This window comes from Mesorhizobium sp. B263B2A (assembly GCF_020165775.1).
Lineage (GTDB): Bacteria > Pseudomonadota > Alphaproteobacteria > Rhizobiales > Rhizobiaceae > Mesorhizobium > Mesorhizobium opportunistum.
The window spans coordinates 315040-327832 of record NZ_JAIUIU010000001.1; the positions used below are offsets into that span (position 1 = coordinate 315040).

General features: G+C 63.8%; 17 protein-coding genes. 6 read left to right on the top strand and 11 right to left on the bottom strand.

Going from position 1 to position 12793, the window contains the following annotated elements; translation table 11 throughout:
• Positions 1–34: 34 nt before the first annotated feature.
• The 3 genes from LB568_RS01540 to ureC form a co-directional block, all read right to left on the bottom strand.
• Positions 35–628 carry a hypothetical protein gene (locus LB568_RS01540; protein WP_013891789.1) on the bottom strand — a complete coding sequence of 198 codons (594 nt, stop codon included), beginning with the start codon at positions 626–628 and terminating at the stop codon, positions 35–37.
• Between the two features lie 59 nt (positions 629–687).
• Positions 688–1176: a DUF29 domain-containing protein gene (locus tag LB568_RS01545; RefSeq protein ID WP_224728834.1), complete on the bottom strand. Its 489-nt coding sequence runs from the start codon at positions 1174–1176 to the stop codon at positions 688–690.
• 202 nt (positions 1177–1378) lie between these two features.
• Entirely contained in the window at positions 1379–3091 is a 1713-nt protein-coding gene (gene ureC, locus LB568_RS01550; protein ID WP_412033886.1) for an urease subunit alpha, read from the bottom strand.
• 167 nt (positions 3092–3258) lie between these two features.
• On the opposite strand from ureC, the gene LB568_RS01555 reads away from it, so the two are divergent.
• Both LB568_RS01555 and LB568_RS01560 read left to right on the top strand, forming a co-directional pair.
• The gene (locus LB568_RS01555; RefSeq protein WP_013891786.1) at positions 3259–3633 is read left to right on the top strand and encodes a hypothetical protein; all 375 of its coding nucleotides are present in this window, start codon (positions 3259–3261) and stop codon (positions 3631–3633) included.
• Positions 3634–3759: 126 nt separating this feature from the next.
• Positions 3760–4254 carry a hypothetical protein gene (locus LB568_RS01560; protein WP_224728835.1) on the top strand — a complete coding sequence of 165 codons (495 nt, stop codon included), beginning with the start codon at positions 3760–3762 and terminating at the stop codon, positions 4252–4254.
• Between the two features lie 80 nt (positions 4255–4334).
• Here LB568_RS01560 and LB568_RS01565 read toward each other — a convergent pair whose 3' ends face one another.
• The 5 genes from LB568_RS01565 to LB568_RS01585 are packed head-to-tail and all read right to left on the bottom strand — an operon-like array spanning position 4335 to position 6706.
• Positions 4335–4640 (bottom strand): urease subunit beta, encoded by a 306-nt coding sequence (locus LB568_RS01565; protein WP_224728836.1) that lies wholly within the window; start codon positions 4638–4640, stop codon positions 4335–4337.
• A gap of 6 nt (positions 4641–4646) precedes the next feature.
• Positions 4647–5234, bottom strand: a complete 588-nt coding sequence (locus LB568_RS01570) for a HupE/UreJ family protein (protein ID WP_224728837.1) — start codon at positions 5232–5234, stop codon at positions 4647–4649.
• 33 nt (positions 5235–5267) lie between these two features.
• A complete protein-coding gene (locus LB568_RS01575; protein WP_023765531.1) occupies positions 5268–5522 on the bottom strand; it encodes a DUF1272 domain-containing protein in 255 nt (84 codons plus the stop codon).
• 10 nt (positions 5523–5532) lie between these two features.
• Complete coding sequence (locus LB568_RS01580; RefSeq protein WP_013891781.1) at positions 5533–5835, bottom strand: urease subunit gamma; 303 nt, start codon at positions 5833–5835, stop codon at positions 5533–5535.
• 28 nt (positions 5836–5863) lie between these two features.
• Complete coding sequence (locus LB568_RS01585; protein WP_412033887.1) at positions 5864–6706, bottom strand: urease accessory protein UreD; 843 nt, start codon at positions 6704–6706, stop codon at positions 5864–5866.
• A gap of 201 nt (positions 6707–6907) precedes the next feature.
• On the opposite strand from LB568_RS01585, the gene LB568_RS01590 reads away from it, so the two are divergent.
• The 3 genes from LB568_RS01590 to LB568_RS01600 all read left to right on the top strand — a co-directional run bounded on the left by LB568_RS01590 (position 6908) and on the right by LB568_RS01600 (position 9282).
• Positions 6908–7162, top strand: a complete 255-nt coding sequence (locus LB568_RS01590; RefSeq protein WP_013891779.1) for an acyl carrier protein — start codon at positions 6908–6910, stop codon at positions 7160–7162.
• Between the two features lie 4 nt (positions 7163–7166).
• Positions 7167–8375, top strand: a complete 1209-nt coding sequence (locus LB568_RS01595; RefSeq protein WP_224728838.1) for a beta-ketoacyl-[acyl-carrier-protein] synthase family protein — start codon at positions 7167–7169, stop codon at positions 8373–8375.
• 202 nt (positions 8376–8577) lie between these two features.
• Positions 8578–9282 (top strand): glutathione S-transferase family protein, encoded by a 705-nt coding sequence (locus LB568_RS01600; RefSeq protein WP_224728839.1) that lies wholly within the window; start codon positions 8578–8580, stop codon positions 9280–9282.
• A 24-nt stretch (positions 9283–9306) separates the two neighbouring features.
• Here the strand turns inward: LB568_RS01600 and LB568_RS01605 are convergent, their stop codons facing one another.
• From LB568_RS01605 to LB568_RS01615, 3 genes are all read right to left on the bottom strand, one after another.
• Entirely contained in the window at positions 9307–9615 is a 309-nt protein-coding gene (locus LB568_RS01605; RefSeq protein ID WP_224728840.1) for a hypothetical protein, read from the bottom strand.
• 92 nt (positions 9616–9707) lie between these two features.
• Positions 9708–10319, bottom strand: a complete 612-nt coding sequence (locus tag LB568_RS01610) for a nucleoside triphosphate hydrolase (protein WP_023765536.1) — start codon at positions 10317–10319, stop codon at positions 9708–9710.
• Positions 10320–10451: 132 nt separating this feature from the next.
• Complete coding sequence (locus LB568_RS01615) at positions 10452–11546, bottom strand: hypothetical protein (protein ID WP_224728841.1); 1095 nt, start codon at positions 11544–11546, stop codon at positions 10452–10454.
• A 231-nt stretch (positions 11547–11777) separates the two neighbouring features.
• On the opposite strand from LB568_RS01615, the gene LB568_RS01620 reads away from it, so the two are divergent.
• Positions 11778–12668: a D-alanyl-D-alanine carboxypeptidase family protein gene (locus LB568_RS01620; RefSeq protein ID WP_224728842.1), complete on the top strand. Its 891-nt coding sequence runs from the start codon at positions 11778–11780 to the stop codon at positions 12666–12668.
• Positions 12669–12793 lie beyond the last annotated feature (125 nt).

Consider the following 12793-nt stretch of genomic DNA (forward strand, 5'->3'; position numbering starts at 1 on the left):
GCCTTTCCTCTGAACTCTAGACCATGCGCCTTGGTCATACGATCGTGTCGAAGAGCCGCAGGATGAACGATATCTGATAGATCAGCGCCGCCGTGACAAAGGCGATGTGAAAGCGGCGATCGCGCACCAGGATCGCGGCGATGCAAAACGCGACGAAGACCGGCGTGCGGAACAGATATTCGTTGCCGAAGCGGGCGAAATGCTCCGGTCCCTTCAGCAGCGTATCGATCACGTCGAGCAGATAGGTCGCCGCCAGCAGGCCGAAGAACCAGGCGCGGCGCGAATAGAAGAAATCCTCGTAACTGGTGTAGTCCAGCATCGAATCCGGAAACAGCAGCGCGCACAGCAGGAACAGCGTGATCGCGTAGAAGATGATGAACAGGTATTTGCCGAAGGTCCACGTTTCGATGGCGTAGAGGCCGAACTCCCACCACCAGAAATGCACCAGCATCAACAGCACCGAAGCGACCCAGGCCAGATGCACGGGATAGAGCCGGTATTGGCCCGGATGCTGGACGATGCGCGCCACCCCTGACAGCAGGCGGGCGACGCCAAGCCCGATCACCATGCCCATGACGATGCGGATATGCGGGAAGATGTCGTGGGGAGAGGCTATTTCGGTGGCCATCGGCGGATAATAACAATGCTCACGACGGGATGAAATATTTGCGACGGGCCACTTCGCGGCTACTCGCGAATAAGTTTATCCGAAGACCACGGCGTGCCTGGAAAATAGCCATGGTCCAGAATTTCCCTGATTGTAAATGGGCAATCAACAGGAAAATCGCGATCGCTCAAGCCGGTTTCGTCCAGCGCCTTTAACCTTGCTATCTTGAACTCTCGTCCGAGCATCTGCGCCGGATACGCTTTCAGGCTCGGACTTTCATCGAGCAGATTTTCAATCCGATATCGCTGTTCACGGATTGTGAGCAGCCATCCGGTTTTGCGCTGCTCGGGCTGAAACTCCCATTTGAGCAAATGCAGGATCAAGGTGCCAAGCCTGCTCGCAATTTCCCTTTTGTCGCTCCGCCCCAAGCTCTCGATCTCCTCGGCGAGATTCTCGCGATCAAGATCGGACAGACGATCTTCGCGCAACAGCGCGCCTTGCTCGGCGCACCACTGAGCATAGTCCGCCTCGTAGGGCGTCAATTGCTGTTTGCGAAAAATCTTGTTCATGCAGCCTATATTGCTCCAATGGCCCCGAATTTCCAAGTTGGAAGCAAAGGATAGGGGCGATAAGGCGATCCAGCGAAAACTTTGTCGGCGTCGAGGTTGACCAACCGTGTACGGTTTTTGCGCTAGCGATTGACGCAATGCGCGCATCTTCAGTCAGACGCATCTAGCCGAATTCATGAACCAGTAATGACCTGGGGAGACATCAAAACAGAAAATACCGCTGCGCCATCGGCAGCACCGTCGCCGGTTCGCAGGTGAGCAATTCACCATCGGCCCGGACCTCGTAGGTTTCGGGATCGACCTCGACATGCGGCGTGGCGTCGTTGAGCACCATCGAATGCTTGCCGATGCCGCCGCGGGTGTTTTCCACCGCGACGAACTGCTTGTCGACGCCGAGCCGGCCATGCAGGCCCGACCCGAGCGCTGCCTTGGAAACGAAGGTCACCGACGAGTTGGTCCTGGCCTTGCCATAGGCGCCGAACATCGGCCGGTAATGCATAGGCTGCGGCGTTGGGATCGAGGCATTGGGGTCGCCCATCGGGGCGGCGGCAATCATCCCGCCGATCAGCACCATATCCGGCTTCACTCCGAAGAATGCCGGGTTCCACAGCACCAGGTCGGCGCGCTTGCCGACCGTGATCGAGCCGATCTCTTTCGACAGGCCATGCGCGATGGCCGGGTTGATCGTGTATTTGGCGATGTAGCGGCGGACGCGGAAATTGTCGTTGTTGCCGGTCTCCTGCGGCAGTGAACCGCGCTGGCGCTTCATCTTGTCGGCAGTCTGCCAGGTGCGGATCGCCACTTCGCCGACGCGGCCCATGGCCTGGCTGTCGGACGATATGATCGAGAAGGCGCCGATATCGTGCAGGATGTCCTCGGCGGCGATCGTCTCCTTGCGGATGCGGCTTTCGGCAAAGGCGATGTCCTCGGGGATCGACGGCGACAGATGGTGGCAGACCATCAGCATGTCGAGATGCTCGGCCAGCGTGTTGACCGTATAGGGCCGCGTCGGATTGGTCGAGGACGGGATGACGTTGGGCAGACCGCAGACCTTGATGATGTCGGGTGCGTGGCCGCCGCCCGCACCTTCGGTGTGGAAGGCGTGGATGGTGCGGCCCTTGATCGCCGCCACGGTGTTTTCGACAAAGCCGGATTCGTTCAGTGTGTCGGTGTGGATCATCACCTGCACGTCATGATCATCGGCCACCGACAGGCAGCAGTCGATGGCCGCCGGCGTCGTGCCCCAGTCCTCATGCAGCTTCAGCGAGCAGGCCCCGCCCAGCACCATTTCTTCCAATGCCGCCGGCAGCGAGGCGTTGCCCTTGCCCGACAGGCCGATATTCATCGGAAAGGCGTCGAAGGACTGGATCATGCGGGCCATGTGCCATGGTCCCGGCGTGCAGGTGGTGGCCAGCGTGCCGTGCGCGGGGCCGGTGCCGCCGCCCAGCATCGTGGTGATGCCTGACATCAGCGCTTCCTCGATCTGCTGCGGGCAGATGAAATGGATATGCGCGTCGAAGCCGCCGGCGGTCAGGATCTTGCCCTCGCCGGCGATGATTTCGGTGCCGGGGCCGATGATGATGGTGACCCCATCTTGCGTGTCGGGATTGCCGGCCTTGCCGATCGCGGCGATGCGGCCATCCCGGAGGCCGATATCGGCCTTGAAGATGCCGGCGCTGGCGTCGATCACCAGCGCGTTGGTGACGACCGTGTCGACCGCGCCCTGGGCGCGGGAAACCTGGCTCTGGCCCATGCCGTCGCGGATGACCTTGCCGCCGCCGAATTTCACCTCCTCGCCATGGATGGTGAAATCCTTCTCGACCTCGATGAAGAGTTCGGTGTCGGCAAGCCGCACCCGGTCGCCGACGGTCGGGCCATACATCTGCGCATAGGCGGCACGGGTGATTCTGGCCATCAGCGATTGCTCCCGAATTGCGGTGCGGTTGAAGCCGGCTTGCACATTGTCGCCATCCAATGGTCATGCAATGACCCGCTGGGCGACACCTTCTGATCCCATTTGGCGGTTGAGGTTGGGGGGTCACCCCAAAACGACCGTTTGCCAAATCGATGGAAGGAAGATCCATGCGCAAAGCGATAGTTCTTGCAGCCGCCGCCACCCTGACGCTGGCGGGCGCCGCCAGTGCCCAGCAGCAACCTGCGCAACAGCCCGCCCAGGCGCCGGCCGCGCCGGCTCCTGGCGGTCAGCAGGCCGCGCCGGCGATCCAGAGCGTCAACATCGTCGACATCACCGAGCTGCCGAAGGACACCCAGACGCAGGTCAACCAGGTGATCGCCCAGCGCGGCGATGACGGCCTGAAGAAACTGCGCAGCTCGATCGATGCCACGCCCAAGGTCAAATCCGCGCTGGAGGCCAAGGGGATGACCTCGGCGCAAGTGGTCGCGGCCAGTATGGAGCCCAATGGCGCGCTGACCCTGATCACCAAGAAAGCCAGCTGACGATCCGGCCTGGCGGGCCGGCATCCGGTCCGCCGGGCGCATCGTGAAGGGAACCGTGAAGGGAACCGTGGCAAGGCTGGAAGCGTTTCGTTTCCTAGAGGTTGGAACGAACCACGAAAGCGAGCGATGACCGTCACGATACTGCCCGATGCCAGATGGCCGCATGCCTTTGCGGCGGTGGCTTTTCTCGCGGCAAGCATCCCGCAGGCGGTGCTCAACGCGCAGGGCCTCGAAAGCCCGGAGACCGTCGACAGGATCGTCGGGTCGCAGGTCAATCAGGAAGAGGCCAAGGCCACCGCGGAAATTGGAAAAGTCAGTTCGGCGATCGACCGCACGCGTGAGAACATCAGCACCGTGCGCAAGACGTCCAAGCTCGACAAGGTCGACATCGTCTTCCTCACCGATGCGGCACGCAGCGAAGGCGGCCCGCCGCCGGTCATCGAGAACAAGGTTCGGCAGCATCAGGACGATGTGGCGGAGCTGCGCAAGGAGATCGAGGCCAACGCCCTGCTCTTCAATGCCATCGATTCGCGGCGCGTGCTGGCCGAGGACGTCCTTGCCGTCGAGTTCGACGATCCCGGAAAGATCGTCATCTACGCGGCCGCCAAACCGCCCGGCTGAGCTGAAAGCACCGTGTGCTCTCACGCTTGCCCCGAAGCCTGTCGCCATCTTGGCGCACCACGCATGAGATCCCACCGATCTCACAGCTTGCCCATCACCTTCTGCTGGAATCCATAGATCTCGCGCTTGCCGCCGAGCGGCACCAGCGTGACGTCGCGTTCCTGGCCCGGTTCGAAGCGCATGGCGGTGCCGGCGGCGATGTCGAGGCGCATGCCGCGTGCCCGTTCGCGGTCGAACTTCAGCCCTTCATTGGTTTCGAAGAAATGATAGTGGCTGCCGACCTGGACTGGCCGGTCGCCGCTGTTGGCGACTTTCAGGGTGACGGTCGGCAGGCCCTTGTTGAGTTCGATGTCGCCTGGTGCGGGGATGATTTCGCCGGGGATCATTGGACCTCACACCACGCCGAAGGCAAGGCCGACGCCGATCGCCGCGCAGGCCGCGCCCGCGATACGGGCCAGGCCGCGCAACCTCTGGCCGAGGCTGAGGCCGGCGGCAATGCCGGTGGCATGGAGCAGCACGGTGGCGACGGCAAAGCCTGCCATGTATTCGAGCCCGCCGGCATTCTCCGGCACTTCGGTGCCATGGGCATGGCCGTGAAACAGCGCGAACAGGGCGATGATGGCGGCGCCAGTGGACACCGGGAGATCGATCGCCAGCGCCACCAGCAGCCCGAGCGCCACGACCGACGCCAATATGCCCGGCTCGACGAACGGCAGCGGCATGTGCAGCATGCCGAGTGCGCCGCCCACCAGCATGACGCCGGCAAAAGCCGCCGGCCAGGCCCAGATCGCCTTGCCGCCCTTGAGTGCCGCCCATAGTCCGACCGCGATCATCACCGTCATGTGATCAAGGCCGGAGAGCGGATGCATGAAGCCGGCGGTGAAGGAGGATGTCGTGCCGATGCCGACATGGGCATAGGCCGGCATGGCGGCGGCCAGGAGCAGGATCGCCGAGAGGCACAGGCGTTTGGCGGGGATCATTCTACTTGCCTTTCGTTTGCGGTGTCGCAGGGGTCACGCGGCCTTGCGCGGGCCGCATCCCTCGGCCTTGAGGATGCGCTTGGTCGAAGCCGGGTATTTCTTCAGCATCGCGGCGGGACGGATCGGCCGGGCCGAAAAATTGCCGCCGCAGTTCGGGCAGACGCCACCCAGCACGCCTTCCGCGCAGTCGGCGCAGAAGGTGCACTCGAAGGTGCAGATCAACGCGTCCGTCGCCTCCGGCGGAAGGTCCTTGTCGCAGCATTCGCAGTTTGGACGCAGATCCAGCATTCCGGTCTCCTCACCTGATGGGTTCGTGCACGGTCACCAGTTTCGTGCCGTCGGGGAAGGTCGCCTCCACCTGCACGTCATGGATCATCTCGGCGATGCCTTCCATGACCTGGGCGCGGCTGACGACATGCGCCCCCGCCTCCATCAGCTCGGCGACCGGGCGGCCGTCACGGGCGCCTTCGACGACGAAATCGGTGATCAGCGCGATTGCTTCCGGATGGTTGAGCCTGACGCCGCGCTCCAGCCGCTTGCGTGCCACGATTGCCGCCATGGCGATCAGCAGCTTGTCCTTTTCCCTTGGCGTCAGGTTCATGCGTTTGCCTGAAATGATGCGAACAGAATCACAATGACCATAATTTGGGCAGTCCCGCCTCTCCATTGAGCAATCCGACGAGCGGAACCAGCCGCTGGCGCAACTGGTAGCCGTCCTCGGCGTAAAGCCTCGCAAGAAGCTTGCCAGATGTCCCTACGCTCCAGATGCTGGCGCCACCCTGATCGCCGATGATCTCCCGGACCGGATCGAGCAGCGCCTCTGCCCGTGGCGACACCAGCAGCAGCGTTGCCACCGCGATCGCGCCGCCGGCGACGGCCGGACGGCCCAGGATCGCGGCGATGTCGGGTCCGATGCGGAAATCCTCGGCATGGATGAGGGACCCATTGCCACGGACGCGCCAGCGGTCGTGGAAATTGCCGTGCGCGGCACGTTCGCCCATTGCCAGGCGGCCAAAGACCGTCGCCTCAACCAGCAGCGCCTCGGCCCCTGCGGCAAGTTCGACATCCAATGTCCTGGCAAAGGCCGCCCGGTCGAAGACGATGGTTTCCTGGGGCAACCATGCAATACGGCCGTTTTCGCCGACGGTCAGCTTTATCGACACCTCGGCGCGGTCGGACGCAGCGCGATAGACCTTCTCGCAGGCCTGGGTGGTTATCGCAGCGCTGGCATTTGCGCCGACATCCACGTCCCATCCGAGGCGGTCGCCGCCGGTCAGCCCGCCGGCGGTGTTGATCAGCACTGCTTCCAGCGGTCCGGCCGAAACCGCCGGCAGCCTTATCTTGGCGGAGCCGTCCTGATAGAGGCGGCGCAGCCGCGTGCGGCCGTCGATACTGGCGCAGCCAAGCTGGGCCAGGCCGGCGGCGCGCTGGGCCGGTTGGCCTGAAAACTTCGTATATTCGATCGTGTCCACGCCGTCAGGTTAAGCACTGCGGCGGTTTTGTCGACATATAGCTTGTTGCTTGATAGCGTTTCCGTTTCTATAGAGGGAGCCACTTGGTGCGGTCATGCGATGCTTGGCGGGGGTAGAAGGCGACAATCGCGGCCTGATATCGAGGACAAAAAGGCGCTGTTCAGTTGGCGTCGGGAAACGAAAAAGTGGGGAAGAAACCGAATGGCCGACCAACTGGCAACGGAAATCATCGAAAAGATCAAGGCCCATGCCGAGCCGGGCGGTGAGGAAATCACCACCGCCACCGAATTGACGGCGCTCGGCATCCATTCCCTGGAGCTGACGGAGATCATCTTCGATCTCGAGGAGCAATATGGCATCGAGATCGAGATGAACACGGTCGACGCCTGGAGCAATCTGAAGAACGTTGGCGACATGGTCGAGGCCGTTCGCGCGCTGATCGCGAAAAAAGCCTGACCGAATGCTGAAACGCGTCGTCATCACCGGCCTTGGCGGCATATGCGGGCTCGGCACCAATGCGCCGGCAATCTGGGGCGAGATGCGCGCCGGCCGCTCGGCGATAGGCCCGATCGAAAATCATTCCCTGCACGACCTGAAGGTCAGGACGGGCTGCGAGGTCAAGGCGCTGCCCGATCACGGCATCGAGCGCAAGCAACTGGTGTCGATGGACCGTTTCAGCCTGCTGGCGGTGATCGCGGCGCGCGAAGCCCTGCAACAGTCCGGATTGGCCCCCCACGCCGACAATACCTATCGCATGGGAACCATTGTCGGCGTCGGCGTCTGCGGGTTCGAGACCGTCGAGGAGAACTATCGCGCCATCCTGGTCGAGGGCAAGAATCGCGCCGGCATCTTCACCGTGCCCAGGGTCATGCCGGGTGCCGCCGCCGGCCAGGTCAGCATGCACCTTGGCCTGCGTGGGCCTGTGTTCGGCGTCACTTCGGCCTGCTCGTCGGCCAACCACGCCATCGCCTCGGCGGTCGACCAGATCAGGCTCGGCCGCGCCGATGTCATGGTGGCCGGCGGTACCGATGCGCCGCTGGTCTGGGGCGTGCTGAAGGGCTGGGAGGCATTGCGCGTGCTGTCGCCCGATACGTGCCGGCCGTTCTCGGCCGATCGCCAAGGGCTGGTGCTGGGCGAGGGTGCCGGCATGGCTGTCCTGGAACGCTATGAACATGCGACGGCGCGCGGCGCCACCATCCTCGCCGAAATCGCCGGCACCGGCCTGTCGGCCGACGCGTCCGACATCGTCGCGCCGACCATCGAGGGCCCGGAAGCCGCGATGCGCTTCTGCCTGGCCGATGCCGGGCTCAATCCCGAGGACATCGACTATCTCAACGCGCATGGCACCGGCACCAAGGCCAACGACCAGATCGAGACCACCGCCATCAAGCGCGTCTTCGGCGAGCACGCCTACAAGCTGTCGGTCTCCTCGACCAAGTCGATGCACGCCCATTGCCTAGGCGCCTCTGGCGGACTGGAAATGATCGCCTGCGTCATGGCGATCCGCGAAGGCGTCGTGCCGCCGACGGCGAATTTCCGCGAGGCCGATCCCGATTGCGACCTCGACGTGACGCCGAATGTGGCCCGCGAACGCAAGGTGCGCGCCGCGATCAGCAACGGCTTTGCCTTTGGCGGCACCAACGCGGTGCTGGCCTTCAAGGCTGTTTGACCCCTGCGGTCACCACCGCATCCCTGCGGTCACGACTGCCGATGATTCGGAATGCCACCGGCGGTGGCGCTCCGTCCGGTCTGGTTGACGGTCCGTCATGGCGAAACCGTCGCCGCCATATTGATCACACCCGGCCGCGCGCCTAATTCTTTGCGGACCCGCCAGCACCGCGCTTTTGCGCATCCCCATTCAGGAGTTCACGATGGCCGACCTGTCCGCCTTTCCAATCACCGCGCGCTGGCCGGCCAAGCACCCGGACCAGATCCAGCTCTATTCGGCAACGACGCCGAATGGAGTGAAGATATCGATCGCCCTGGAAGAGATCGGCCTGCCCTACGAACCGCATTGGATCAATATCGGCCAGAACGAAAGCTGGACGCCGGAATTCCTGGCGCTCAACCCCAACGGCAAGATACCGGCGATCATCGATCCCAACGGCCCGGACGGCAAGCCGATCGGCCTGTTCGAATCCGGCGCCATCTTGCTTTATCTCGCCGAAAAGACCGGCCTGCTCATGCCCGTGTACGCCGCGCGCCGCTACGAAACGATCCAGTGGGTGTTCTTCCAGATGGCTTCGGTTGGGCCGATGTTCGGCCAGGTCGGCTTCTTCCACAAATTCGCCGGCCGCGAGATCGCCGACAAGCGCCCGCTGGAGCGCTATCGTGACGAATCGCGGCGGCTGCTCGGTGTGCTCGACGCCAGGCTGAAGGGCCGCAAATGGATCATGGCCAACGACTACACCATCGCTGACATCTCGCTGCTCGGCTGGGTGCGCAACCTGATCGGCTTCTATGAAGCCCGCGACCTCGTCGGTTTCGATGATTTCGCTAATGTGGCGGCATGGCTGGAGCGCGGCCTGGCACGGCCGGCGGTGCAAAAGGGCCTGACCATTCCGGCAAAGGCTTGAGGCGGACTGCCGCCCTGCTGCCTGCTACTTCGCTTTCGCCTTCGAACTGCCCTTGCCGATCACGGAGGCGGCAAGCGAGGCGGCCCCGCGGGCGGTTGCAACCACCGCACCTGCGGCGACGTTCGCCGCGGTTCGAACGGCACCGGCTTTGTTCGGCGTCGCTTTGCGCGGGCTGGCCGCCTTGGCGGCCGGGACCACTTTTCTAGGTGCCGCCTTGCCGAAAGCGCCTTTGGCGTCTTTTGAGCGTTCGGCTACCGCAGCGCCAGCACCGGCTTTCGCTTGCGTTGCCTTCGCGGGTTTCGTCTTTGCGGGTTTTCTAGCCTTGGTTGCCATGCAAAATCCCTCACGCCACACAAACTGGTTCTGAGGCATAACGGCGCGAAACTCTTAAGGTTCCCGTCCAAGAATACCGAAAATTAAGCAGGTTAACCAATGACCAGGTCGGCCGCCCGGCGCCGTGCCAGCACGCGTTCGATGTTCGGCATGTCGTTGGAGGCGATCCAGGCGCGCGCATCGGCGTCGGAACGGCCATGCTCGTGCCAGCGCTCCATCAGGCGGCGCTCGAGCTCGTTGCGCGGCACGTCGACGAAAATCGAATAATCGAACAGCGGCGCCAGCCGCGACCACGGCTCCTCGTCGAGCAGCAGGTAATTGCCTTCGACCAGGATGAACTTGGTCTCGGTGCCGACGATCGCCGCGGCGGCGCGCGACAGCTCCAAGCCGCGGTCGAAGACGGGAATCGCGATCTCGGCCTCGCCGGCCCGGATGCGCTTCAGCAGGGTTTCGAAACCGGCGAAGTCGAAGGTTTCCGGCGCGCCCTTGCGCGCGCGCAGGCCGCGCGCGTTGAGCACGATGTCGTCATAATGGAAGCCGTCCATCGGCACGACTTCCACGGCTCCTTCCGGCAAAAGGTCGTGCAGGCTCGCCGACAATGTCGACTTGCCTGCTCCCGGCGGCCCCGCAATGGCGACGATGAAGCGCTTTGCCTTGCCGGCGCGCTTGAAGATGGTGGCGGCGAGGTGAGCGATTTCGGACATGGGAGCCTCACTTGCCCTGATGATAGGCACGATATCTCCGTCGCATTTTGGCGGCAGTCGGGCGAAATTTCAAATTGGGACTTGTTGGGTTTGAGGGTGGCCGCCGAACTGCCAACATTAGGGTCAATCCACTCACGCAACCGCAGGCTGGCCGATGCGCAGGAAATCGCTGTCGAACGGCACGTCCCATGTCGAGCCGCCGGCCGACAGCCGCATGCGGCCATCCGCCGTGACAACCTCCTGCGGCGGTTCGCCACCCGGCAGCGGCATGGCGCCGATGACATGGCGAAACGAGAAGCTGTCGCCGAGCGCAAAGGCGGTCGCCACGCCCTCTCGTTTCAGCCAGTTGTCGCCGATCGAGGCGGCGTGGCCGACGGCGGCGCGCCCATCCTCGATGCCGAGCACGCCCAGGTGGCGGCCGCTCCACGGCGCGTAGTCGCGGCCGCCATTGCTCAGCCACAGCATGGTAACAGGCAGTTCGGCCGGGTTCTTCAACACCAGCACCAGGTCGCCCTCGGCCTTGCGGGCCAGCGCCGTCCAGCCCGGTCCGCCATGGTCGGCCTCGATCAGGGTGACGAAATCCTCGCGCCGGTCATCCATGCGATAGTCCGTCAGGTCGCGCGTGCCTCCGGCGGCGGCGGGAAAATGGCCGAGGTCGGCCGACCGCGCCGGATAGGCGAGCATGACGCGGCCGCGTGCGGGATCGGGCTCCAGCGGGTCGGCCGGCGTCGCGGCAAAGCGCTTCGGCGAAAAGGCCAGCCGGCCGCCGCCCTTCATCGCCGTCATCGGGTGGTGGGCGACGGAAATCGCGCCGTGGCCGCCGGAAAAAACGTGCTCCTGGTAGAGGAAGGGATGGCCGTCGATGAGGGTCAAGATCTTGTCGACGCTGGCGCCCATGACCTTGTGCCGCAGCCGCAAAACCGCGCGCCAGCCACCGTCCGTGGCGCTGCTTTCGGTGATGTCCCAGGCGCTGTTGGCCGGCCAGCCATGCAGCGGCGCATCCTCGACATCGCTGCGCGAAAACGGCGCGCAGAGGAAATCCCCCGACAGGCGAACCGTGCCTTGCGGCAGGTCGTTCGGCAAGGTCTCGCCCGCGTCGACCCAGGGCGCGCGATGCAGCGGCTTCAACCGGCGTCCGTCGCCGTCGACGGTCATGTCGGCGATGTGGCCGACGGTGAGATCGAGCGAAACCGAAATGCCCCTGGCCTTGATCGTGCTGATGTCCATTGCGCTCTCACCCGATTCTGAAGCCGCAACCAGAACCCGTTCGGTGCGGCTTGCGCAAGCGCGATGTCGGGCATTTCGCATCACGCTGCTCACCCTCCCCACAAGGGGGAGGGCAAAATCGGCCGGCTCCACAATCCTGGGATAACCGCCATTAACCAAATGGACGCACCACTCGCGTTACGTTAGCTTCGCCGCATCTCTCGCAACGGCTTACCAAGAACAGACCTGCCCTTGTCCCACCTGCATCCCCTTTCGTTCGTCCACAAAATTCTCGCGGCATTTGCCTTGCTGGTGCTGCTGTCCGGCTGTGCGACGACACCGCCGGACAGTGTGCTGGCCGTGCCCGCGCCGCCGCAGAAATATGCGGCGATTGTCGTTGACACCGGGACCGGCAAGCAGCTGTTCGAGGTCAACTCGACCGCGCAGCGCTACCCGGCCTCGCTGACCAAGATGATGACGCTCTATCTGCTGTTCGAGGCGATGGACTCCGGCCGCGTCACCAAGGAAACGCAGATCCCGGTCTCCGACCACGCCGCCTCGCAGCCGCCGACCAAGATGCGCTTCCGGCGCGGCGAAGCGATCGACGTCGATTCCGCCATCCGCGCCATCATCGTCAAGTCGGCCAATGACGTGGCGGTGGCGGTCGGCGAATACCTCGGCGGCTCGGAGGATCAGTTCGCCGCCATGATGACCTCCAAGGCGCGCCAGCTCGGCATGACCAGCACCACCTTCCGCAACGCATCCGGCCTGCCAGACGACAGCCAGATGACGACGGCGCGCGACATGGCGGTGCTCGGCATGGCGCTGCATTCCCGCTTTCCCCAGCATTTCCACTATTTCTCCGAGAGCGATTTCATGTTCCGTGGCCGGCTGGTGCGCGGCCACAACGACATGCTCGGCCGCGTGCGCGGCGTTGACGGCATCAAGACCGGCTACATCAGGGCCTCCGGCTTCAACATCGTCACCTCCTACAATGCCGACGGCCGCCAGCTGATCGTGGTGGTGATGGGCGCCGACTCGGCCCGCCAGCGCAACGACCATGTCGAGGCGCTGATCCAGCGCAGCCTCTCGCCCATGGTCGCCGACACCAAGACCAGGCTGATGTTCGCCGAACAGCAGTAATCGAACAGCAGTAATTAAGAGCCGAGCCTACCTTCGTCATCGTCGGGTCTGCGCGACGGAGCTTCGCTCCTGCTCCGCCCGTGGATGACGACGTTGGGGAGGCCTCGCCTCTTATGGCCATCCGA